Annotated in this window: 17 protein-coding genes and 1 pseudogene; 9 read left to right on the top strand and 9 right to left on the bottom strand. The window is 71.9% G+C overall.

The features are described 5' to 3' along the window. Positions 1-175 precede the first annotated feature (175 nt). On the top strand, positions 176-1,834 hold the full coding sequence (gene betA / locus RCO28_RS08930; RefSeq protein ID WP_308940455.1) for a choline dehydrogenase: 1,659 nt from the start codon (positions 176-178) through the stop codon (positions 1,832-1,834). A 247-nt stretch (positions 1,835-2,081) separates the two neighbouring features. Here the strand turns inward: betA and RCO28_RS08925 are convergent, their stop codons facing one another. Further along, complete coding sequence (locus tag RCO28_RS08925) at positions 2,082-2,819, bottom strand: GNAT family N-acetyltransferase (protein WP_308940454.1); 738 nt, start codon at positions 2,817-2,819, stop codon at positions 2,082-2,084. Positions 2,820-3,060: 241 nt separating this feature from the next. Here RCO28_RS08925 and RCO28_RS08920 point away from each other — a divergent pair. Beyond that, positions 3,061-3,492, top strand: a pseudogene (locus RCO28_RS08920) (MFS transporter); the annotation flags it as partial. A 109-nt stretch (positions 3,493-3,601) separates the two neighbouring features. After that, positions 3,602-4,420 (top strand): MFS transporter, encoded by an 819-nt coding sequence (locus RCO28_RS08915; protein ID WP_308940453.1) that lies wholly within the window; start codon positions 3,602-3,604, stop codon positions 4,418-4,420. Here RCO28_RS08915 and RCO28_RS08910 read toward each other — a convergent pair. Then, the gene (locus tag RCO28_RS08910; protein WP_308940452.1) at positions 4,393-5,586 is read right to left on the bottom strand and encodes a 4-hydroxybenzoate 3-monooxygenase; all 1,194 of its coding nucleotides are present in this window, start codon (positions 5,584-5,586) and stop codon (positions 4,393-4,395) included. The two genes, RCO28_RS08915 and RCO28_RS08910, sit on opposite strands and share 28 nt — an antisense overlap. Positions 5,587-5,753: 167 nt before the next feature. On the opposite strand from RCO28_RS08910, the gene RCO28_RS08905 reads away from it, so the two are divergent. From RCO28_RS08905 to RCO28_RS08885, 5 genes are all read left to right on the top strand, one after another. Further along, positions 5,754-7,442 carry an IclR family transcriptional regulator C-terminal domain-containing protein gene (locus RCO28_RS08905; RefSeq protein ID WP_308940451.1) on the top strand — a complete coding sequence of 563 codons (1,689 nt, stop codon included), beginning with the start codon at positions 5,754-5,756 and terminating at the stop codon, positions 7,440-7,442. Between the two features lie 226 nt (positions 7,443-7,668). Then, complete coding sequence (locus RCO28_RS08900) at positions 7,669-10,029, top strand: arylsulfatase (protein WP_308940450.1); 2,361 nt, start codon at positions 7,669-7,671, stop codon at positions 10,027-10,029. Between the two features lie 86 nt (positions 10,030-10,115). Further along, positions 10,116-10,907 carry a formylglycine-generating enzyme family protein gene (locus tag RCO28_RS08895; protein ID WP_308940449.1) on the top strand — a complete coding sequence of 264 codons (792 nt, stop codon included), beginning with the start codon at positions 10,116-10,118 and terminating at the stop codon, positions 10,905-10,907. A gap of 145 nt (positions 10,908-11,052) precedes the next feature. Continuing rightward, a complete protein-coding gene (locus tag RCO28_RS08890) occupies positions 11,053-11,940 on the top strand; it encodes a LysR family transcriptional regulator (protein WP_308940448.1) in 888 nt (295 codons plus the stop codon). Positions 11,941-12,145: 205 nt separating this feature from the next. Further along, positions 12,146-13,549, top strand: coding sequence for an MFS transporter (locus RCO28_RS08885; protein ID WP_308940447.1), 1,404 nt, complete (start codon positions 12,146-12,148; stop codon positions 13,547-13,549). A 3-nt stretch (positions 13,550-13,552) separates the two neighbouring features. Here RCO28_RS08885 and RCO28_RS39325 read toward each other — a convergent pair whose 3' ends face one another. The 3 genes from RCO28_RS39325 to RCO28_RS08870 form a co-directional block, all read right to left on the bottom strand. After that, positions 13,553-14,290: an LCP family protein gene (locus RCO28_RS39325; protein WP_374991133.1), complete on the bottom strand. Its 738-nt coding sequence runs from the start codon at positions 14,288-14,290 to the stop codon at positions 13,553-13,555. Positions 14,291-14,709: 419 nt separating this feature from the next. Continuing rightward, positions 14,710-16,794, bottom strand: a complete 2,085-nt coding sequence (locus tag RCO28_RS08875; RefSeq protein ID WP_308940445.1) for a bifunctional polysaccharide deacetylase/glycosyltransferase family 2 protein — start codon at positions 16,792-16,794, stop codon at positions 14,710-14,712. Beyond that, positions 16,791-17,105: a hypothetical protein gene (locus RCO28_RS08870; protein WP_308940444.1), complete on the bottom strand. Its 315-nt coding sequence runs from the start codon at positions 17,103-17,105 to the stop codon at positions 16,791-16,793. The genes RCO28_RS08875 and RCO28_RS08870 overlap by 4 nt, the downstream gene beginning before the upstream one ends. A gap of 263 nt (positions 17,106-17,368) precedes the next feature. Here RCO28_RS08870 and RCO28_RS08865 point away from each other — a divergent pair, with 263 nt between their 5' ends. Further along, the gene (locus RCO28_RS08865; protein WP_308940443.1) at positions 17,369-17,671 is read left to right on the top strand and encodes a hypothetical protein; all 303 of its coding nucleotides are present in this window, start codon (positions 17,369-17,371) and stop codon (positions 17,669-17,671) included. A 133-nt stretch (positions 17,672-17,804) separates the two neighbouring features. On the opposite strand, the gene meaB is transcribed toward RCO28_RS08865, so the two are convergent. From meaB to RCO28_RS08845, 4 genes are all read right to left on the bottom strand, one after another. Next, complete coding sequence (gene meaB, locus RCO28_RS08860) at positions 17,805-18,788, bottom strand: methylmalonyl Co-A mutase-associated GTPase MeaB (protein ID WP_308940442.1); 984 nt, start codon at positions 18,786-18,788, stop codon at positions 17,805-17,807. 4 nt (positions 18,789-18,792) lie between these two features. Continuing rightward, positions 18,793-21,066, bottom strand: coding sequence for a methylmalonyl-CoA mutase (gene scpA, locus RCO28_RS08855; RefSeq protein ID WP_308940441.1), 2,274 nt, complete (start codon positions 21,064-21,066; stop codon positions 18,793-18,795). Next, on the bottom strand, positions 21,066-22,925 hold the full coding sequence (locus tag RCO28_RS08850; RefSeq protein ID WP_308940440.1) for a methylmalonyl-CoA mutase subunit beta: 1,860 nt from the start codon (positions 22,923-22,925) through the stop codon (positions 21,066-21,068). Before RCO28_RS08850 ends, scpA begins: the two co-directional genes overlap by 1 nt. Before the next feature lie 151 nt (positions 22,926-23,076). Continuing rightward, positions 23,077-23,541, bottom strand: coding sequence for an Lrp/AsnC family transcriptional regulator (locus RCO28_RS08845; protein ID WP_308940439.1), 465 nt, complete (start codon positions 23,539-23,541; stop codon positions 23,077-23,079). Positions 23,542-23,649 lie beyond the last annotated feature (108 nt).

Raw genomic sequence — 23,649 nt, 5'->3', positions numbered from 1 at the left:
CTCCCGGCTGCCGCCACCCACTCTCCGTCGATATACAGACTGGACGTGGGAATTCCCTTCTCGGTTGCGCCGGATTCGGCTCTTCCGTTGTGCGCGATGAATTGATTACGCATTACGTTGGGCGCGTGCCGCGGGGGCGTGCAACGAGACGTTCGACGAGAAACCAGGGAGCGACATGGGCCGGGCAGAATTTGACTACATCATTGTCGGCGGCGGCTCTGCGGGGTGCGCCCTGGCGAATCGGCTGAGCGCGGACCCCGCCAACCGGGTGCTGGTCCTGGAGGCCGGACGGCCGGACTACAAGTGGGACGTGCTTACGCACATGCCGGCCGCCCTCACCATGATCATCGGCAATCCGCTCTACGACTGGTGCTACGAGTCGGAGCCCGAGCCGCACATGAACGGCCGCAGGGTCAGTCACGGGCGCGGCAAGTTGCTGGGCGGTTCGAGTTCCATTAACGGAATGATTTTCCAGCGCGGAAATCCCATGGACCTGGAGCGTTGGGCCGCCGATCCAGGAATGGAGACCTGGGACTACGCGCACTGCCTGCCGTATTTCAAGCGGATGGAGCACTGCGCGGCCGGCGCCGACGAATGGCGCGGTCAGGGCGGCCCGCTGTGGCTGGACCGCGGGAAGGCGGACAACCCGCTGTTCGAGGCGTTCCTGGAGGCCGCTCAGCAGGCCGGGTACGACCTGACTCCGGACGTCAACGGCTACAAGCAGGAGGGCTTCGCCCGCTTCGACCGCAACATCAAGGACGGCCGCAGGTGGTCCGCGGCGCAGGCGTATCTGCATCCGGTGATGAAGCGCGCCAATCTCACCGTGCAGTGCTTCGCGCAGGTGGACCGGGTGCTTTTCGAGGGGAAGCGGGCGGTCGGTGTCGCCTATCGCCGGTACGGAAAGCAGCAGAAGGAGGTGTTCGGCGGCGAGGTGATCCTCTCCGGCGGAGCCATCAACACCCCGCAGCTCCTTCAGCTCTCCGGTGTCGGCAATCCCGATGAACTCACCCGGCTCGGCATCGAGATGGTGCATGAACTGCCGGGCGTCGGCGAGAACCTCCAGGACCACTTGGAGGTGTATGTGCAGCACGCCTCCAAGCAGCCCATCTCGTTCAACCCCCTCATCAAATGGCGCAATCGGCCCGCTGTCGGAATGCGCTGGATGACGTCCCATACGGGCCCGGCGGCCACCAACCACTTCGAGGCCGGTGGGTTCGTGCGCGGGAACGACGAGGTGGACTACCCCAACCTGATGTTCCATTTCCTGCCGATCGCGGTGCGTTACGACGGCACGCCGGTGGACGCCGAGCACGGCTATCAGGTGCACATCGGGCCGATGTACTCCGATGTGCGCGGCTCGGTGAAGATCAAGTCGGGGCATCCGGGCGAGCACCCGGCGCTGCGGTTCAACTACCTCTCCACGCCCAACGACCGCAAGGAGTGGATCGAGGCCATCCAGGTCGCCCGGGACATCCTGAAGCAGCCCGCCTTCGCGGAGTTCGACGCGGGAGAGATGTCGCCCGGCCCGGAGGTGAGCGACGACGAGGCCGTCCTGGAGTGGGTGGCCCGGGACGCAGAGACCGCGTACCACCCGTCGTGCACGGCCAAGATGGGCATCGACGACATGGCGGTGACGGACCCGACCACCATGGGGGTCCACGGAGTCGAGGGGCTGCGCGTCGTCGACGCCTCGGCCATGCCGTATCTGACGAACGGCAACATTTACGCGCCGGTCATGATGCTTGCCGAGAAGGCGGCCGATCTGATTCTCGGCAATACGCCGCTGGCGCCGTCCACCGCTGAGTTCTACCGGCATCGGGGGCGGAAGGGTTGAGTCTCCGGGGCTGTCCTCGCACCGTTGGCTCGGTGCCGTCGGCCGCCCCGGGGGCTTGCCCTCAAGCGCCGGACAGGCTGGGTTAGTTCCCCGCCCCGCCCCTTCCCGAAAGACTGCCGTCGGCTTCGGGGGCTTCGCCCCCGGGCCCCGGTTCGAGGCTGTCGTTCGGCTGCCGCGCCGTTGTGGCTGGTCGCGCCCCGCGGCGGAGCCGCAAATGTCACAGCCCCGCGCCCCTAGAGGGGCACGCCTAAGAGGCCGTCACCGGGACCTCCAGGCCGAAGAACAGCAGCTCTCTGCGGAGCCGGAAGCCGAGGGATTCGTAGAGGCGGATGGCTCCGGTGTTCTCGGCGCCGGTGTGCAGGAACGGCAGCTCGCCGCGTGCCCTGATGCCCGCCGAGACGGCCAGGACGAGCCGGGCGGCCAGGCCCTGGCCGCGGTGTGCGGGGTCGGTGCAGACTCCGCTGATCTCGGCGTACCCCTGGGGCCGCAGCCGCTCCCCGGCCATCGCGACGAGGGCGCCGCCGCGGCGGATGCCCACGTACCCGCCGAGTTCGACGGTGCGCGCCAGGAACGGTCCGGGGCGGGTGCGCTCCACGAGGTCGAGCATCTCCGGGACGTCGGCGGGGCCGAGCCGTACGGCCTCTTCATCGAGAGCAGCCCGCACGCCGTCGTCGACGAGCTGGACGCCGGGGACGCGGAACGTCTCGGCCCAGCCGGAAGGCGGTGTCACGTCCGTCGTCGCGGCGAGCGCGAACGTGCCGCCCGGGCCGACGAGCGCGGCGAGATCCGCCCAGTCCTCGGCCCGCGGGTCCTCGGGCAGCGCGAGCCAGGGTGAGACGTCGGCAGGGAAGCGCAGCACACGCCCGCGCCGCTCGGCGAGGTGGGCCTGCGGCCCGGTGAGCGCGGAGCGGGTGGGCCGGTCCAGGGGGTGCGGAGCCGAGGGCGTCGGGGCGTGCGGGTCGAGGGCGGGGTGTGCTGCGGTCATGTCGCGTGCAAGGTGCGGTGGGACGTTCGTATTCCCGTACCGGGTCGTGACGCTGCTCGCAGCGGGGCGGGGGCGGCCACCAAGGGCTCGCGAGAAGGGCGCGTGAAAAGGGCGTGTGAAAAGGGCGTGTCCCACTCATTGACAGCCACACCCGCCGCCCCGACACTCATGCAGCTCCTAACAGTGAAGCGAAGTTCGCCACGCGAACAAGCCGCTCGTTCCCAGGGATTCAGGGACTGCCATGACTTCTTCCCGCGCGTCCGCCGAGCCGCAGCCGCCCGGCCCGGCCCCCGCACACACCTTCCGATCCGTCCTTCCCGTGCTCGCGCTGTGCTGGCTCGCCGTGTTCTTCGACGGCATGGACGTGAACATCTACGGCGCCGTCATGCCGCACATGCTCGACGACCCGGGGCTCGGCCTGACGCCCGCGTCGGCGGGGACGATCGGGAGCTGGACCACGTTGGGGATGCTGATCGGCGCGCTGGTCGCCGGGAACCTCACGGACTGGCTGGGGCGCAGGCCGATGCTGGTGGCGAGCGTGACGCTGTTCTCGCTCGGCAGTGCCGTGTGCGCGCTCGCCATGTCGCCGGGGCTCTTCGGTGCCGGGCGGTTCCTGGCGGGGCTCGGGCTCGGCGGTCTGATGCCGCTGTGCCTGGCGATGGTCCTGGAGTTCGCGCCGCCGCGCCGGGCCGCGCTGACCACGGGCGTCCTGATGACCTCGTACCACGCGGGCGGCGACGGGTCTCGGCCTGACCGTCGCGCCCGCGGTCGGCTGGCGCTGGGTGTTCTGGGCGGGGGTCGCGCCCGCGCTGATCGCCGTACCGCTGCTCCTGAAGCTGCTGCCCGAGTCGCCGGGTGTGCTGCTCGCGCGCGGTCAGCGGGAGCGGGCGCGGGAGGTGGCCGTGCGGTACGGGCTGCCGGAGCCCACGCCGGTGGAGGCGCCCGCGAGCGGCGTGAAGGGCCGACTGGCCGCCGTGCGCGCGCTGTTCGCGCCGGGCACGCGCGGGTCGACGCCGCTGCTCTGGCTCGCCTCGTTCTGCGGGCTGCTGCTCGTGTACGGGGTTTCGACGTGGCTGCCGCAGCTGATGCGCGCCTCCGGCTACGGCCTCACGTCCTCGGTGAGCTTCCTGATGGTCATCAACGCGGGCGGCATCGTCGGCATGCTGATCGCGGGCCGTACCGCGGACCGGTTCGGCGCGGTGCGGGTGTCGGCGCTGTGGTTCGTGCTCACGGCCGCGGGTGCGCTGCTCCTCAGGGAGCAGCTGCCGCTCGGCGTCACCTACGTGGTCGTGGCGATCACCGGTGTGTGGCTGTTCATCGCGCAGGTGATGGTGTACGCCGCGACCGACACCGTGTACGGCGCCGGCGAGCGGGCCGCCGGGCTCGGCTGGGTGACCGGGGTCGGGCGTACCGGCGCGGTCCTCGGCCCGTGGCTGGGCGGGGCGCTCGCCGCCAACGGCAACGAGAGCTGGGGCTTCACGGCGTTCGCGGTGGCCGGCCTGGTGGGTGCGGCGGCGATCGCCCTGGTCCCCCTCGCAGGCCGACTCGCCGACCGCCGCGCACCCGCCCCGGCTCAGTCCGAGATCGGCAACCCCGTGTAGTTCTCGGCCAGTTCGGCCGCCGCGTGCGTCGAGGTCGACACCCGCTCCAGCTGGGCGAGCTGGAGACGGGTGTCGAACGCGCTCTGGTCCGGGTCGGCGTGCAGCGTCGTCGTCATGAAGTACGAGAAGTGCTCGGCGCGCCAGACCCGGCGCAGGCAGGTGTCGGAGTACGAGTCGAGGAGCGCCGTCGAGCCGTCGCGGTACCGGGCGGTGAGGGCGCGGGCGAGGACGATCACGTCGGCGGCGGCGAGGTTGAGGCCCTTGGCGCCGGTCGGCGGGACGATGTGGGCGGCGTCACCGGCGAGCAACACGCGCCCGTACCGCATGGGTTCGGTGACGTGGCTGCGCATCGGGAGGACCGACTTGGCGGTGATCGGGCCGCGCCGCAGCTTCAGGGCGGGCTCGGCGTCGAGGGCGAAGCGGGCGTCGAGTTCGTCCCAGATGCGGTCGTCCGGCCAGTCGGCGGGGTCGGTGCCGTTCGGGACCTGGAGGTAGAGGCGGCCGACCTGGGGCGAGCGCATGCTGGCGAGGGCGAAGCCGCGCTCCGAGTGGGCGTAGATCAACTCGTCGTAGACGGGCGGCGCTTCGGCGAGGATGCCGAGCCAGGAGTACGGATAGACGCGTTCGTACGTGCTGCGCACCGACTCCGGGACGGCGTTCCTGACGACGCCGTGGAAGCCGTCACAGCCGACGACGTAGTCGCAGCTGAGCGTGCGGTCGCGGCCCTCGTGGCGGTAGTGGACGACGGGGCGGGCGGTGTCGGCGCCGGTGACCTCCCGCACCTCGGTCTCGAACAACAGCGGCCCCCCGTCGGCGAGTTGGAGGGAGACGAGGTCCTTGACGACCTCGGTCTGCGCGTACACCATCACGCGCCGGCCGCCGGTCAGGGCGGGGAAGTCGACGCGGTGGGCGCGGCGGCCGAAGCGCAGCTCTATGCCGTCGTGCGGGATGCCCTCGCGGTCCATGCGGTCACCGGCTCCGGCTGCGCGCAGGGCGTCCACGGTGGCCTGCTCCAGGATTCCGGCGCGCTGGCGGCGCTCGACGTACGCCCGGTCCCGGCTCTCCAGGACGACGGTGTCGACGCCCGCGCGGTGCAGCAGGCGGGCGAGCAGCAGGCCCGCCGGCCCCGCGCCGACGATGGCGACACGCGTGTGCTCGGGGTGCATCAGGGTCCTCCTCGGTGCGGGGCGCTCGGGCGTGGGCGCCGCAGTGCTAGGCTGCGTTCGCCCAGTGAACTTGTGTTCATTCTTGAGCGCCCCGAGTCTGCGCGCGGCCGGTCCCGATGTCAACGGCCGGTTCCGTACGGCTCGACCGGCATCGCAGCGGAGGAGCCATGGCCGTCACACCCCCGCCCGCCGACCCGAGCGGACCGCCGGCCGAGGCCGTCGGCCCGCTGCTGCGTGGGGTCGCCGTGCTGCGTGCGCTCGGCGCCGCCGACGGTCGCTGCCCGGTCGGCGAGCTGGTCCGCGCGACCGGCCTGGCCCGCTCCACCGTCGACCGCGTCACCGCGACCCTGGCCCGCATGGGGTACGTACGGCTCGACGCGCACACCGCGTCACTCGCCCCGCGCCTGATGGAGCTCGGCAACGCCTTCCTCGGGGCGCTGCACGTGCCGGGGCCGCTGGGGCCGCTCGCCGAGCAACTCGCCGACGAGCTGGACGAGTCGGTGTCCCTTGCCGTGCCGGACGGCGACGGCATCCGCTTCGTGCACCAGTCGACACGGCGCCGCGCCATGTCGCTCTCCTTCCGCATCGGCGACCTGCTGCCCGCCGAACGCACCGCGCCCGGCGCCCTGTTCGCCGCCGACTGGACCGACGAGCAGTGGACGCACTGGCGTGAACGGCGCGCCGCCGACCCGCTCGACCGGGGCTTTCCCGCCATCCCCGGCCGCCCCGAGACCGAGGCCGAGTCCCCTCAACTTGCTTCTTCTGTAAAGGAGTTCGAGGGGCGCGCCGCCGAGGCTCGGGACGCCGGGCTCGCCGTGGACGACCAGCTGATCGAGCCGGGACTCGTCGCCGTCGCGCTCCCGGTGCGCGACCCGGAGGGCCGTACGGTGTGCGCGCTCAGCGTGGTCAGCCACACCAGTCGGCACAGCGCCGCGTCCCTGCGCCGCTCGCTGCTGCCCGGCGCGCGCCGCACGGTGGCCGCGATGGAGCGGCTGCTGCGGGCACCCGCCGCCCCGCGCACCCGGCCTGAGGCGCGGCTCACCGACTGGACCACGGCGTCCAAGCAGGAGCTGGGTTCCGGGTTCGTGGAGTCCCTGGCCCGGGGCCTGACCGTGCTGACCGCCTTCGACGAGGGCCGGGACGCGCTCAGCCTGACCGCCGTCGCCGAGGCCACCGGGCTCGTCCGCGCGACGGCCCGCCGGGCCCTGCTGAGCTTCGAGCACCTCGGGCTCGTCCGCCGCGACGACCGCGAGTTCCGGCTCACGCCGCGCGTCCTCGACCTCGGGCACGCGCCGCTCTCTCGCAGCACACTGCCCGAGATCGCCTCGCCCCATCTGGCCGCCCTGGTCCGGACGGTGCACGACTCGGCGTCGCTCGCGGTGCTCGACGGGGACGCCATCCGGTACACGGCGCGGGTCGCCACCAGCCGCATCATGAGCGTGCACATCACCATCGGCACCCGGCTGCCCGCGTACGCCGCGTCGATGGGCCGCGTGCTGCTCGCCGACCTGCCCGCGGACGAGCGTGCCGCCCTGCTCGACCGGAGCGAACTGCGGGCGCTGACCCCGCACACCGTCACCGACCGGGCCTCGCTCGACGCCCTCCTGGACGAGGTGGGTGCGGCCCGGCATGCCCTGGTCGACGAGGAGTTGGAGGAGGGGCTGCGTTCCCTCGCCGTGCCCGTGCGGGACGCGTCCGGGCGCGCGGTGGCGGCCGTGAACGTCGCCATGCACAGCAGTCGTCGTACGCCCGCGCAGGTGCGGGACGAGGTGCTGCCGGAGCTGCGGGCCACGGCCGCGCGGATCGAGGCGGATCTGCGGATCGCGGGGCGGTTCTCGCCGGTTCCGGTGGTGTAGGGGGCGGGGTGCAGGGGCGGGGTGCAAGGGCGGGGTGCAGGGGCGGGGTGCAGGGGCGGGAATAGGGAATTCCTCTGCTCCATAGAAATTTTCTACCGGGCGCATTCAATTTGAGTCCCGGCTCCTCCTCGGGAATCTGTTGACCGGCCAGGACGGCGGCTGCCATTTTTCTGACATCGCAGCCCCCCTTTCTTACGGCGAACAGCTGACGCTCGAGGAGGCACCTTTGTCGGACTTCGTTGCCGGACGCCATGTACTGCCCCAGCCGGACCTGCGTACGCCGGTGTCCACCGCGATGGACGTGCACGAACAGGACAGCGCCTTCTCCCCCATCGGCCCGGTCCCGCCACCGCCGGGTGCGCCGAATGTCGTCGTCGTCCTCGTGGACGACCTCGGCTTCGGCACGTCCAGCGCCTTCGGCGGGCCGTGCGAGATGCCGACCGCCGACCGGCTCGCCGCGGACGGCCTGCGCTACACCCGCTTCCATGTGACGGCGCTCTGCTCGCCCACCCGGCAGGCCCTGTTGACCGGCCGCAACCACCACTCGGTCGGCATGGGCGGCACCACCGAGATGGCCACCGCCGCGCCCGGCTACAACGGGTTCCGGCCGCGCAGTGCCGCGACCCTCGCGCAGATCCTCCAGGGCAACGGCTACAGCACGGCCGCGTTCGGCAAGTGGCACCAGACGCCGCCGCGGGAGATCAGCGCCGTCGGCCCCTTCGACCGCTGGCCCACCGGGGAGGGCTTCGACACCTTCTACGGCTTCATGGGCGCCGAGATGAACCACTGGTACCCGCAGCTCTACCAGGGCACCACCCCGGTCGAGCCGGACCGGCGCCCGGAGGACGGCTACCACCTCACCGAGGACCTCGTGGACCACGCCGTGGACTGGGTGCGCACGCAGCGCACGCTCACCCCGGACCGCCCGTTCTTCACGTATCTCGCGCTCGGCGCCTCGCACGCCCCGCTGCACGTGGCCCACGAGTGGCAGGAGAAGTACGAGGGCCGCTTCGACCACGGCTGGGACCGGCAGCGGGAGTTGACCCTTGAGCAGCAGAAGGAGCTCGGGGTCGTGCCGCCCGGCACCGAACTGGCGGCCTGGGCCGAGGGCGTGCCGCGCTGGGACGAGCTGTCCGACACCCAGCGGCGCCTCACCGCCCGGTTCATGGAGACCTTCGCCGGGTTCACCGAGCACGCCGATGCCCAAGTGGGCCGGTTCGTGGACGTGTTGGCGGAGCTCGGCGAGCTGGACAACACGGTGTTCCTGTACATCCTCGGGGACAACGGCGCCTCCGGCGAGGGCGGCATCGAGGGCACCGTCGTCGAGCACCGGCTCGGGCACGGGGTGGTGGACGACCCGGAGGAGATGATCGGGCACCTGGACGAGATCGGCGGGCCGAAGAGCTACCCGATCGCCCCGGCCGGCTGGGCGCTCGCGCTCAACACCCCGTACCAGTGGACCAAGCAGGTCGCCTCGCACCTCGGGGGCACCCGGGACGGCATGATCCTGCACTGGCCGCAGGGCGCGCCCGAACGCGGCGGTCTGCGGCACCAGTTCACGCATGTCATCGACGTGCTGCCGACGGTCCTGGACTGCGCGGGCATCCCGCAGCCGCACAGCGTGGACGGGGTGGCGCAGCAGCCCGTCGAGGGCACGAGCATGCACGCGACGCTCACCGACGCGGACGCGCCCGAGCGGCACCGCACGCAGTACTTCGAGATGTGCGGCAACCGCGGCATCTACCACGACGGCTGGATGGCCGTGACCCGGCACGGCGTGCCCTGGGAGATGGTCCCCGACAAGGACCGGCCCTTCGCCGACGACGTCTGGGAGCTGTACGACCTGACCACGGACTGGAGCCAGGCCCACGACCTAGCGGCCCAACACCCGCAAAAACTGCGGCGGTTGCAGGACCTGTTCCTCATCGAGGCCGCCAAGCACCAGGTGTTCCCCCTCGACGACCGCGTCACCGAACGCGAGAACCCCGCCGTGGCCGGCCGCATCAACCTGCTCGGCGACCGCACCTCCGTGACGTACCGGGGCGGCATGCGCCGTTTCACGGAGGAGACCACGCCCAACGTCAAGAACCGTTCGCACAGCATCACCGCGGACATCGAGACGCCGGAGCCGGACGCGCGGGGCGTGCTCATCGCGCAGGGCGGCCGCTTCGGCGGCTGGACCCTGTACGTCAAGGACGGCCGGCCCGCGTACGAGTACAACTGGTTCGACCTGCACCGCTACCGGATCGAGGCCGCCCTGCCGCTCTCCCCCGGCCGCCACGAGGTGCGCCTGGAGTTCGGCTACGACGGGGGCGGGCTCGGCAAGGGCGGCGCGGTCACGCTCACCGTGGACGGCAAGGAGCAGGCCACGGGACGCGTCGAGCAGACCATCCCGTACTACTTCTCCTTCGACGAGACCTTGAACGTCGGCGTGGACCTGGGCACCCCGGTCAGCGAGGAGTACGCGGTCATCGACAACGAGTTCACCGGGACCGTGCACACCGTGCGCATCGACCTCGAAGGTCCTGCCGGGCACGAGCAGGACTACGAGGGTGGACTGCACCGGCGCGTCATGGGGGCGCAGTGAGCTGCTGCGCCCCCTCGGGCGGGCGGCGGCCGGACGCGGGTCCGGCCGCCGCTCCCGCCCGTACGCGGACGGCTTCGCGCGCGGGGATGGTGTTCCTGCCGGCCGGGGAGTTCCGGATGGGCAGCGAGCACGAGTCGGCCTATGCGGCGGACGGGGAGGGGCCGGTTCGTACGGTGTCCACGGGCGCGTACCGGATCGACGCGTGTGCCGTGTCCAACGCGGACTTCGCGCGGTTCGTGGCCGAGACCGGGCACCGCACCTCGGCGGAGCGCATCGGCTGGTCGTTCGTCTTCGGGGGCCTGCTGCCCGACGACTTCCCGCCGACGCGCGGGGTCGCCGCCGCGCCCTGGTGGCGACAGGTCGAGGGCGCCCACTGGCGGCGCCCCGAGGGACCGCACTCCTCCATGGACGACCGGCCGGACCATCCCGTCGTCCACGTCGACCGGCGGGACGCGCTCGCCTACTGCGCCTGGGCGGGCAAGCGGCTGCCGACCGAGGCCGAGTGGGAGCGGGCGGCCCGCGGTGGCCTGGAGGGCCGCGTCTTCCCGTGGGGCGACGAGCTCACGCCGGGCGGCCGGCACCGGATGAACGTCTGGCAGGGCGAGTTCCCGGTCCGGAACACGCAGGACGACGGCTGGTACGGGACGTGCCCGGTGGACGCGTTCGAGCCGAACGGGCTCGGGCTGCACAACACCACGGGGAACGTGTGGGAGTGGTGCGCGGACCCGTTCTCCTCGGGCCCCACGACGTACGTCGCCAAGGGCGGCTCCTACCTGTGCCACGAGTCGTACTGCCTCCGCTATCGCGTCGCCGCCCGGCAGGGACTCGCCCCGGACTCGGCGACCGGCAACGTCGGCTTCCGGTGTGCGGCGGACTGATCCCGCGCGAGTCGTCCGGAATGTGGGCGGCCCGGTCGGCCGCTCTCGCGGTACGACATGATCTGGCGCCCCAGGCCCTGTCTTCGAACTCCCGCCTGTCGAAGACACCGCCTGGGCCACCAGGGGCAGGGAGGTCGTGGTTTTCGTGGAGCGACGCCAACTCGAATACTTCATCGCCGTGGTCGAGCACCGGGGATTCACCGCCGCCGCGCACGCCCTGCACGTCGCGCAGCCCTCCCTCTCGCACGCGATCCGGGCCCTGGAGCGGGAGTTGGGCGGGCGCCTGTTCCATCGCGTACCGCACGGGGTGACGCTCACGGCGGCGGGCGAGGCGCTGATCGGGCCCGCCCGGCAGGTGATGCGTGACCTGTCCACCGCCACGTCGTCGGTGCGCGAGGTGCTCGGTCTGGAGGGCGGGCGACTCGACATCGTCTCCCAGACCACCCTCGCCGCCGACCCGCTCGCCGGGCTGCTCGGCCGCTTCCGGCAGGCGCATCCGCGGGTCGCCGTACGGGTGGTGGACCCCGAGCGGGGCTCCGAGGTGCTGCAGATGGTGCGCAGCGGACAGTGCGAGCTCGGCCTGGTGGACGCGACGGTGGCCGAACGGGACACCGCGGCGGACCTGCGGGGCCGGGACGTGCCCGATCAGGAGCTGTTCGTGGTCCTTCCGCCGGGCGGCGAACGCCCGGCCGGCGACGACGTCGGCATGCCGGAGCTTGCCGCCCTCGACCTGGTCTCGACGCCGCCCGGGACCTCGACCCGCAGCGTCCTCGACGAGGCCTGCGCGGCCTCGGGCGTCACCCCGCGCATCGTCGTGGAGACCGCGCACCGGGCGATGATCGTGCCCCTCGTCCTCGCCGGGGCCGGGGCCGCCCTGCTGACCCGCTCGATGGCCGTGGACGCGTCCGCGCGCGGTGCGCTCGTCCTGCCCACACGGCCGCGGCTGCTCCTTCGCGGCCGCCTCGTCTGGCGATCGGGCCCGATGTCGCCGGCGGCGCAGGCGTTCGTGGACTCGGTACGGGCCGCTCCCTGAGCGACGGGCCGTTTTCCTGGGGCCATAGCCCTTTTCTACCGGGGGAATTCATCTTCGGTCTGGCCCATTTCAGCGGTGCCGTTGACCCGGTTTTACCCGACTGCCAAGTTGAATTCGCCGCCACCCCGCGTCCGAAAGGCACCCCGTTTTCCGCCGCCCGGAAATTCGGCCGACGCATACGAATCCCCCTCCGCAGGAGGCAACATTGACCATCGACGTGATCGATGAGGCGCCCACAAGTCCCTTCCACCGCAAGCTGCTTGTGGCCTGCTGCGGTGGCCCCCTGCTCGACGGCTATCTGCTGAGCATCGTCGGCGTCGCGCTCGTCGACATGAGCCGGGATCTCGATCTCAGCACGTCCACGGCCTCCGTGATCGGCGTCGCCGCGATCGTGGGCATGTTCTTCGGCGGCCTGCTGATCGGGCCGCTCACCGACCGGCTCGGCCGGCGCAGCATGTACACCATCGACCTGACGGTGCTCCTCGTCGCCTCGCTCGCCTCCGTCGTCGCGGTCGAGGCCTGGCAGGTGGTGGCGCTGCGGTTCCTGATCGGCTTCGCCATCGGCGCGGACTATCCGATCGCCACGGCCCTGCTCACGGAGTGGTGCCCCCGGCGCATGCGCGGGCGGGCCATGGGCTGGGTGATCATGTCCTGGTACTTCGGCGCGCTCGCCGCGTACGTCGTCGGATACGCCATCTCGCTCGCCGTGCCCGAGGGCGGCTGGCGGTGGATGCTCGCCAGCTCGGCCGTCCTCAGCCTGATCGTGCTGTTCCTGCGGCACGGCATCCCGGAGTCGCCGCGCTGGCTGATCGAGAAGGGCCGCGTGGAGGAGGCGCGCGAGCTGGTACGCGGCGTACTCGGCCGGGACGTGCCGAGCGAGCAGCTGTCCGCGCCGGAGAAGGACAAGGGCGGCAAGGGGGACCTGCGCACGCTCTTCCGCGGGAAGTACCTGCGCCGCCTGATGTTCGTCTCGCTCTTCTACACCTGCCAGGTCGTCCCCATGTGGGCCATCTATATCTTCGGCCCCCAACTCCTGGGCGCCTTCGGCTTCGACGAGCACTCCGTCGGCACACTCGGGGCCGCCCTGGTCAGCCTGCTGTTCCTGATCGGCTGCGTCCCCGCGATGCGCCTCCTGGAGACGGTCGGCCGCCGCCCGGTCATCACCTGGTCCTTCGCCCTGATGGCGCTTCCGCTCCTTGTCCTCGGCCTGTGGGCGGACGCGCCGGTCGCGGTCGTGCTCGGCTGCTTCTCGCTGTACGCGTTCTTCGCCGGGGCGCCGGGCATCCTGGAATGGCTGTACCCCAACGAGCTGTTCCCGACGTCGATCCGGGCGAGCGCCGTGGGCATGGTGGTGGCGTTCAGCAAGATCGGGGCGGCGGTCGGCACCTACCTGGTCCCGCTGTCCCTCCTGCACATCGGGGTCTCGGGCACGATGTACGCGGGCGCGGCCGTCACCGCGGTCGGGTTCCTGGCGTGCGTGGCCTGGGCGGAGGAGACCCGGGGCCGCACCCTCGACGAGGCCGCCACGGACGCCGACGACCCGGCACAGGCCTCAACTCCCCTCCCCCGCACTCCACTTGCCGCCACCGCTCCCCCGCACGACGCCTGACCCTCAGCGCCGCGGGAGCTGTTCCGGCACCGGCAGGTCGTGCCGCAGCCGCCCGAACAGCTCCCGCGCGCCGTCCTCGTCCCAGCGGATCGCGCTGCCCTGGGGCGTGGGTATGCCGACGGCCGCCACCGGTACGTTGATGCGCCGCCCGCGGCCGTCCGTGACGCCCTGCACCGCCCGTACCATCGCGGCGAGTTGACGCAGCGTCATGTCACGGTCGACGACGAGGGTGTCGAGGCCCGCGCCGAGTGCCGGGTAGAGGACGGTCGGGTCGAGGACCGTGTCCGCGGTGGCGGCGCGCTTCGCGAGGGCCGCGAGGAACTTCTGCTGGTTGAGGGTCCGTCCCAGGTCGCCCTCGGCCTCCTGGTGGCGCTGCCGTACGAACGCCAGGGAGTCGGCGCCGTCCAACTGCTGGCAGCCCTTCGGGAGGTCGGCCCCGGACTTCTCGTCGCGGACGGCGCGCGGCAGGCACATCCGTACGCCGCCGACCGCGTCGACGATCTTCACGAACCCGGCGAAGCCGATCTCCGCGTAGTGGTCGATCCGGAGCCCGGTGTTGAACTCGACGGTACGCGCGAGGAGTTCGGGCCCGCCCCGCGAGAACGAGGCGTTGAGCTTGCTCTTCGCGGGCTTGGTGCGCTTGCCGGTCGAGGTGCGCAGATGCGCGGGCACGGTCACCCAGGAGTCGCGCGGCAGGCTGACCATGGTGGTGCCGGAGGCGCCGGTGTGCAGCAGGATCATCGAGTCCGTGCGCCGCCCCGACACCGCCCCGGTGTGCAGGTCCCGCTGCTCCTCGGCGGTCAGCCCGGCGCGGCTGTCGGAGCCGACGATCAGATACGTGGTGCCCTTGCCGGGCGGCGGGCGGTTCCCGTACGTGCCGAGGTCGACGTCGCGGTTGAGGCGGGCCTCGGCCCAGGCGTACGTGCCGAGCGGGGTGGCGAGGAGCAGCGCGAGGAGGAACAGCATCGCGCGGCGCAGCGGCCTGCGGCGCCTGCGGCGGCGCGGCCGGGAACGCGCCCGGCGCGGGGGTGGCCGCAGGAGTACCTCGTCCTCGTCCTGCCAGAGCGGCCCGGTCACGGCGATCACCGGGCCCGCGCGCCGTCCCTGCCCGTACTGCGGTCCTGCGGGGTGCGGGTCCTGCATGGGTTCTTCTCCCCTCGTCAACGGGCGGAGGCCGGCGAGTGGCGGTCGGCCTCCTCCAAGAGGTGCTGGTCGCCGGTGCCGGTGCGGAGCATGCGGTGCCACTTCAGCCGGGTGCCGAGCAGGGCGGTGATCACCGACTGGATGACCACCAGGTAGAGCAGCTGCCGGTAGACGAACAACTGCAGCGGCAGCGCCCAGAGTTCACGCAGCCGCTCCCCGTCGAGCCGCAGCGCGTACCCGGCGGTGACCAGCTGTACGACGAGGAAGCCCAGCCACACCAGCAGGGCCTCGGTGGGGTCGCGGAAGCAGAGCCCGTACAGCGCGAACACGTCCACGACCGGCGCGAACAGCGGAAGCACCACCTGGAACAGGGTCAGATAGGTGAGGCCGCGGCGCCCGAAGCGGCCCGCCGGGCCCATCTCGACCAGGGACCTGCGGTGCTTCCACATCGACTGCAGCGTGCCGTAGCACCAGCGGTAGCGCTGGCGCCACAACTGGCCGATGGTGCCGGGCACTTCGGTCCAGGCGATCGCGGACTCCTCGTACACCACGCGCCAGCCCGCGCGCCACAGCGACATCGTGAGGTCGGTGTCCTCGGCGAGGGTGTCCTCGCTGACGCCGCCCACACCCATGAGGGCGTCCCGGCGGAACGCGCCGATGGCGCCCGGCACGGTCGGCATGCACTCCAGGACCTCGAACATCCGCCGGTCCAGGTTGAAGCCGATCACGTACTCCAGATGCTGCCAACGGCCGAGCAGGGAACGGCGGTTGCCGACCTTGGTGTTGCCGCTGACGGCGCCGACGGCCGGGTGGGCGAGCGGCTGGACGAGACGGTAGAGCGCGTCCGGCTCGAAGACCGTGTCCGCGTCGACCATCACCACGATGTCGTGCCGGGCGTGCGCGAGGCCGGTGTTGAGGGCGCGGGGTTTGCCGCCGTTGGGCCTGCGGACGAGCGTCACGCGCGGGTCGTCGATGGCCTCGACGATCTGCGGGGTGCGGTCGGTGGACCCGTCGTCGATCACGACGATCTGCAGGCGCGGGTAGAGCGAGGCCAGCAGGGAGCGCACGGTGGCGCCGATCCCCGCCTCCTCGTTGTGCGCCGGTACGAGGACGGTCACCGGGTCGTGCACTTCCCGCAGCCGGGGTGCGCCGGGACGCAGCCGGTCGACGCGGCGCACATGGGCGCGCGCGAACACGGCGAGAAGCAGCAGCCGCACCACACCGAGCACACCCGCCACGCCGAGCACCCAGGCCATGGCGCGGGTGAAGGCGTGCCCGAGGGTCTGCGCCCACAACAGGCCCTCGCCCTTGAGGCGTTCGGTGACGCCGACCGGCGTGGTGAGCGTGGGCCGGCCGAGCCCGGCGGTGACGGTGCTGAACTTGTCCATGCGCGGGTTGCCGAGCAGGGCCCGCGCCTCCCGGTAGCCGAGGTCGGTGTGGCTGTACTGCCGGATCACGCCCTGGGAGGGCCTGCGGGACTTGTGGTCGGCGGCGACCAGCAAGTAGCCCTGGGCGGCGGCCCGTTGGGCGGCCCGCCACTCGGCGCCGCACAGGGTGTCGGCGGCGGTGGTGTGCGGCAGCCTGAGCAGCCGCGTGCGGACCCCGGCCGTACCGGCCAGCGCGGTCTGCGTGAGCGCCAGCTCCATCCGGGCGCGGAGCGTGGACGCGGTGCCGAGGTCGCCGCCGGTGTACGTGTACGAGCCGATCTCGTGCCCCTCGGCCCTGATCCGGCGGACGAGCGCCGGGTGCCGGGCGGCGCGTGCCCCGTACAGGAAGAACGTCGCGTGCGCGTCGTGCTCGCGCAGCAGGTCGAGCAGGCGCGGCGTCCAGTGCGGGTCGGGGCCGCCGTTGAAGGTGAGCGCTGCGGTGCGCGGCGGCATGCCCGCGGTCTCGATCCGGTCGCCGTCGAGGCGGAGCACCGGCTGGCCGTCGTCGGCGGCGGCGGGCACGGGCCGGGTGCACGGCTCCTTTTCGCGCGCGGCGTCGACCTCGTGCGTGGTCCAGCCCTCGAAGAGCAGGCTGATGGTGACCACGGGCAGCACGAGGAACAGCAGGATCCAGTGCCCTCGCGGGGTACGGCGCAGCGCGTGCCGGGGGCTCACCCCCGATCCCGCGGCGAGGCGGGGGCGGTCGTGGTGGGCGTGGGGGCGGGTGGCCGGTTCGGTCGGGTCTGCTCGTCGGGGACGGTGGTGTCGTGGCGGGCGTGGGTGGTCTGCAGCGGTACGTCCATGCGCGGGGGTGCGGTGCCGGCGGGTTGCCGTACGGCGTCCACGAGGACGACGAGGAACAGCAGATACCCGGCGCAGGCGCAGCCGAGGACCGCGGCGACGGAGCGCAGCACTCGTCTGCGCCGCCCCGAACGCTCGATGAAGACCGGGCGGTTGCGGCGTCCGCGCCGCCTGGTGGGGGTCATGCGCCGAGCGGGGAGTTGGGGTTTTCGGGTATGCCTGTGGGGGGTGTGGCGCCGAACACTTGTAGCTCCTGTGGGGGGTGCTGTGTGGGGGGTTGTGTCGCGGTGCGGCGCCCGAACGTGGTCAGCGCGGGGCGTCGCAGGGCGACGATACGGCGCGGATGTGACGTGTGGTGATCGTTCTTGGTTCCTTTTTGCCAAGAACCCTGTCCAAGTGAGTACGCGAGCGGATGTCGTGCGGCCCGTACGGCTGCTGCAGTGGCCGCATGATGATCAACGACGTTCAGCTTCGGCCCCACGCGACCTGGTGGAAGGCGCCCCTGGCCGCATCGATCCCCGGACTGCCGCTGCTCGTCTGGCAGTTCCTGACGTTCTGGGGCGACGGCTACACCAGCGGCATCGAGGCGATGAGCCTGACCTCCCTGGTGCTGCTCGCCGTGTCCTGGCTCCTCCCGCACCGCCGTTCGCAGCGCGAGTGGCGCATGGTCGCCGCGGGCACCGCACTCGCGATGGCCCTGCTGCCCGTGGTCCAGATGATCCTGATGGTGGCGGCCATGGCATCGGCGTGAGCCCCGGGGGGCCGGTTTTTCAGGGGCGCGGGGCTGTGACACTTGCGGCTCCGCCGCGGGGCGCGACCAGCCACGACGGCGGGAAAGCCGAGAAGACGGCCGGGGTCCGGGGCGGAGCCCCGGGGGACGGACCTCAGCCCCGGAACGCCCGCAGGATCTCCTCCGCCGCCAGCGTGGCCGTCAACTCGCCTTCCCTGACCCGCTGTTCCAGCTCCGGCGACAGCTCCCGCACCTTCGGATCCGCGCGCAGGCGTTCCAGGAGGACGTCGTGGACCATGGTCCAGGTCCAGTCGACCTGCTGGTCGCGGCGTTTGGCGGCGAGGCGGCCCGTGGAGTCGAGGAGTGCGCGGTGTTGCTCCAGGCGCTCCCAGACCGTGTCGAGACCGGTGGACTCGCGGGCGCTGCAGGACAGGACGGGCGGAGTCCAGGCGGCGTCGGCCGGGTGCATGAGGCGGAGCGCGCCCGCGAGTTCGCGTGCCGCCGAGCGGGCGTCGCGTTCGTGCGGGCCGTCCGCCTTGTTGACCGCGAGCACGTCGGCCAGCTCCAGGACGCCCTTCTTGATGCCCTGCAGCTGGTCTCCCGTACGGGCCAGGGTGAGCAGCAGGAACGAGTCGACCATGTTCGCGACGGCCGTCTCGGACTGGCCGACGCCGACGGTCTCCACCAGCACCACGTCGTACCCGGCGGCCTCCATCACCACGATCGACTCGCGCGTCGCCTTCGCCACCCCGCCGAGCGTGCCCGCGGTCGGTGAGGGCCGGACGAACGCGTCCGGGTCGACGGACAGGCGCTCCATCCGGGTCTTGTCACCCAGGATGGAGCCGCCGGTACGCGTCGAGGACGGGTCGACGGCGAGGACGGCGACCCGGTGGCCGAGCGAGGTGAGGAGCGTGCCGAGCGCGTCGATGAACGTCGACTTGCCGACGCCCGGCACTCCGCTGATGCCGATCCGCCGGGCCCGCCCGGAGTGCGGAAGCAGCCGCGTCAGCAACTCCTGGGCGTGGGCGCGGTGATCGGGCCGGGTGGACTCGACGAGGGTGATGGCGCGCGCGATGTGCGCGCGCTTCCCGTCGAGCACGCCCTTCGCATAGCTGTCGATGTCGATCGGCTTGGGCATCGGCTCAGCGCTCGGCAGCGGCGGAACCGGCGGCGGACTCGTGGCCGAGCTGTTCGCCCAGCTGCTCCACCAGGTCGTACGCCGCGTCCGGAATGACCGTGCCGGGCGGGAAGACCGCGGTGGCGCCCATCTCCAGGAGCGTGGGCACATCCTGCGGCGGGATCACACCACCGACGACGATCATGATGTCCTCGCGCCCCTCGGCGGCCAGCTCCTCGCGCAGCGCCGGTACGAGGGTGAGGTGCCCGGCCGCAAGCGAGGAGACGCCGACGATGTGCGCGTCCGCTTCGACGGCCTGCCGCGCCACCTCCGCCGGGGTCTGGAACAGCGGGCCGACGTCGACGTCGAAGCCGAGGTCGGCGAAGGCGGACGCGATGACCTTCTGGCCGCGGTCGTGCCCGTCCTGGCCCATCTTGGCGACGAGGATGCGCGGGCGGCGGCCCTCTTCCTCCTCGAAGGCGTCGACGAGAGCGCGGGTCCGCTCCACGGAGGGCGACTGGCCTGCTTCGTTGCGGTACACGCCGGAGATCGTACGGATCTGGCCCGCGTGCCGCCCGTACACCTTCTCCAGTGCGTCGGAGATCTCACCGACCGTCGCCTTGGCGCGGGCCGCGTTCACCGCCAACTCCAGGAGGTTTCCGGTGGATTCGGCGGCGGCGCGGGTCAGGGCGTCGAGCGCGTCCTGGCAGGCCTGGCCGTCGCGCTCCTCGCGGAGGCGGCGCAGCTTCTCGATCTGCTGGGTGCGGACCGAGGAGTTGTCGACCTTGAGGACGTCGATCTGCTCGTCGTTCTCGACGCGGTACTTGTTGACGCCGATGACGGGCTGCCGTCCGGAGTCGATCCGGGCCTGGGTGCGGGCCGCGGCCTCCTCGATGCGCAGCTTGGGGATGCCCGCGTCGATGGCCTTGGCCATGCCGCCCGCGGCCTCGACCTCCTGGATGTGCTGCCAGGCGCGGTTCGCGAGGTCGTACGTGAGCTTCTCCACGTACGCGCTGCCGCCCCACGGGTCGATCGTCCGCGTCGTGCCCGACTCCTGCTGGATGAGGAGCTGGGTGTTGCGGGCGATGCGCGCGGAGAAGTCGGTGGGCAGGGCGAGTGCCTCGTCGAGCGCGTTGGTGTGCAGGGACTGGGTGTGGCCCTGCGTGGCGGCCATGGCCTCGACGCACGTACGCGTGACGTTGTTGAAGACGTCCTGCGCGGTGAGGGACCAGCCCGAGGTCTGCGAATGGGTGCGCAGGGAGAGAGACTTGGCGTTCTTCGGGTCGAACTGCTTGACCAGCTTCGCCCAGAGCAGGCGGGCGGCGCGCAGCTTGGCGACCTCCATGAAGAAGTTCATGCCGATCGCCCAGAAGAAGCTGAGCCGCGGCGCGAACGCGTCCACGTCGAGGCCCGCCTCCTGCCCGGCCCGCAGGTACTCCACCCCGTCGGCGAGGGTGTACGCCAGCTCCAGGTCGGCCGTCGCGCCCGCTTCCTGGATGTGGTAGCCGGAGATGGAGATGGAGTTGTAGCGCGGCATCCGCTGCGAGGTGTACGCGAAGATGTCGGAGATGATCCGCATCGACGGCTTCGGCGGATAGATGTAGGTGTTGCGGACCATGAACTCCTTGAGGATGTCGTTCTGGATGGTCCCGGCCAGCTTCTCGGGCGGTACGCCCTGTTCCTCCGCCGCCACGATGTAGAGCGCCAGTACGGGCAGAACGGCGCCGTTCATCGTCATCGACACGGTCATCTTGTCCAGCGGGATGCCGTCGAAGAGCTGGCGCATGTCGTAGATGGAGTCGATGGCGACGCCCGCCATGCCGACGTCACCGGTGACGCGCGGGTGGTCGCTGTCGTACCCGCGGTGCGTGGGCAGGTCGAAGGCGACGGACAGGCCCTTCTGGCCCGCCGCGAGGTTGCGCCGGTAGAAGGCGTTGGACTCCTCGGCCGTGGAGAAGCCCGCGTACTGCCGGATCGTCCAGGGCTGGTTGACGTACATCGTCGGGTACGGGCCGCGCAGATACGGGGCCGCACCCGGATACGTGCCGAGGAAGTCCAGGCCCTCCAAGTCCCGCCCGGTGTAGAGGGGTTGGACGGCGATGCCCTCGGGGGTCTCCCACGTCAGGTCGTCGACCGACTTGCCGGTGGACTCCTTGACGGCGGCGCGCCACTCGTCGTCGGAGCCCGCGGGGGCGCCGGTGTTCAGGCCGATCACGGAGAAGTCGGGGATCTGCGGGGTGTGCGAGCTCTGCTGATTCGCCTGCTGGTCCGACTGCTGATTCGGCTGCTGGTTCGGCATCACGCCACTCCCATGCGGTCGAGGGTGGAGGTGAGGACGGCGACCGCGTCGCAGCCGGCGTACACGTGCGCGTCGACTCCGGTGCGCTCGGCGGGCTTCCCGGCGAGGAACACCCGCTGGGCGCCCGCGTCCTGGAGTGCCTGCGCGACGGCCTCGGCCTGCTCGTCGTAGAGCGCGTCGCTGGAGCAGATGCAGGCGACGCCCGCACCGCTCGCCCGGAACGCCTCGGCGACCGACTCCGCGGCCGTGTTGTCGATGGATACCGGGTCGTGCACGGGCTCGACGCCGCCCGCCTGGAAGAGGTTCGCGGCGAACGTGGCGCGGGCCGTGTGCGCGGCGGCCGGGCCGAGTGCGGCGATGAACACCTTGGGGCGGGCCCCGGTCGCGTCGAGGTGCGCGTCGGAGCGGGCGCGCAGCGCCTCGTACGCCTCGTCGCGGCGCACCTTCGGCAGGCCGCCGGTGAGCGGTGCGGGCGCGGGCTCGCGGACGACGGGCTTCTCGGCGAGGTGCGGGAACTCGCTGACTCCGGTGACGGGTTCGCGGCGGGTGGCGAGCTTGGCGCTGCGCGCGGCCCAGGTGGCGGCCAGCCTCTCGCGTACGAAACCGGAGCGCAGGGCGGAGGCCTGGCCGCCCTCGCGCTCGATCTCCTGGAAGAACTCCCAGGCGGCGTGGGCGAGTTCGTCGGTGAGTCGCTCCACGTACCAGGAGCCGCCCGCGGGGTCGATGACCTGTCCGAGGTGCGACTCCTCCAGGAGGATGGTGGAGGTGTTGCGGGCGATGCGGCGGGCGAACGCGTCGGGCAGGCCGAGCGCCTCGTCGAAGGGGAGGACGGTCACGGAGTCCGCGCCGCCGACGCCTGCGGCGAGCGTGGCGACCGTGGTGCGCAGCATGTTCACCCACGGGTCGCGGCGGGTCATCATCACCGAGGACGTGACCGCGTGCTGGTGCTGCGCGCCGTCGGCGGGCGCCCCGCACACCTCGGCGATCCGCGCCCAGAGGCGGCGCGCGGCACGCAGCTTGGCGATGGTGAGGAACTGGTCGGCGGTGGCCGCGTACCTGAACTCCAACTGGCCCAGGGCCTGTTGCAGGTCGAGCCCGGCCGCGGTGAGCCGGCGCAGGTAGGCGAGCCCGGTGGCCAGGGAGCAGCCGAGCTCTTCGGCGGCGGAGGCCCCGGCCTCGTGGTACGGCAGGGCGTCCACGGCGAGGGTGCGGATGCCGGGGTACTCGCGGGCGCAGCGGGCGGCGAGTTCTGCGGCGGGTGCGGCGTCCAACTCCTGACCGGTGCGGGCCTCGTGGCCGAGCGGGTCGGCGCCGAGGGTGCCGCTCGCCTGGTCGGCGGTCACTCCGCGCTCGGCGTACAGGCGCAGCAACTCCTGTGCGGCGTCGGCGTATTCGGCGCCCGCGTCGAGCGCGATCGGCGCCAGGTCGAGATAGACGCCGTCGAGGGCGCGGGAGAGGCCGGAGACGGGGACGCCGCCGGGGCCGACGGCGAGCCACAGCGAGGTGGTGCCGTTCTCCAGATCGGCGAGGACCGCCTCGCGGGCGCGCTCTGGGTCGGCGTCGGCGTGCCGCTGCCGGACGTCCCAGCCACCGGCCGTGCCACCCTGCGGCCTGCCGCCCCGGACGAACGGGGCGAAGCCGGGGTGGCCGGTGTCCGGCGCGGGGTCGTGGGAGGTGTAGAGGGGGCGGGTGCTGAGCCCGTCCTCGAGTGCGGTGGAGAGGGCGTCTTCGGCCGCCGTGCCCGAGAACTCTTTACCCGACTTGCGCAGTACGCCCGACACAAGGGCCTGCCACTGCTCGTGGGTCGCATCAGGGAACTCGGCGGCCAGCGAAAGCCCGTCGTCAGGCAGGACCGTCATGGCTCGGATGTTAGGGCACGTTCACTCATGAGCAGCAGTGCCCACAGCTGTGACCTTGCCCTCTCCGGGCTGGTCTTGATCATGCGTGCCCGGTGGCCTATCCGGGCGAGCGTGACACACGGGAGGCGAACGCCCCCTCCCGACGGCGGCCTCAGCCCTCCTCGGTCGGCCGCTGCCCGTCGAACCAGAGCTTGTGCACGGCCACTTCGAGTACGGACTCGACGTCCGTGACGCCTTCGAGCGGGCGCACACGCCGGTGCAGGAACTCCCAGAGGTCCCGGTCGTCGGCGACGAGGACCTGGGCGAAGACGTCGGCACGGCCGAGCGTCGTGGAGACGTAACTGATCTCGACGCACGCGCAGAGCGCCGCGACCACCGCATCGTGGTGGTCCGGGGCGACCCGCAGGAAGATCTGCGCCAGGCGGCCCTGACTGAAGCGCCCCGGGTCGGCGAAGGCCGTGATCTTGAGCACGCCGGACTCCTCCAGGCGACGGAAGCGGCTGCGCACGGTGCCCTCGGAGACGTCCAGAGAGCGGGCGATCTCACGGAAGGCGCGGCGGCCGTCCTGCTCCAGCTCGGCGATGATCGCGCGGTCGAGGTCATCCAGTTCGGTCATGGGCTCGATCCTAGATGTGGATCACGCGTTGCGGTGCCGGAACGGCCCTTGATCCACGACATGCGTAGCCAAGCGCGGAAGATTCTTTGCATCGCGCAGGTCCGACCT

It is taken from the genome of Streptomyces sp. LHD-70, from assembly GCF_031157275.1.
Taxonomy (GTDB): Bacteria; Actinomycetota; Actinomycetes; order Streptomycetales; family Streptomycetaceae; genus Streptomyces.
The sequence above is the reverse complement of the archived record's forward strand: the minus strand, read 5'-3'. Positions and strand labels throughout refer to the sequence as shown.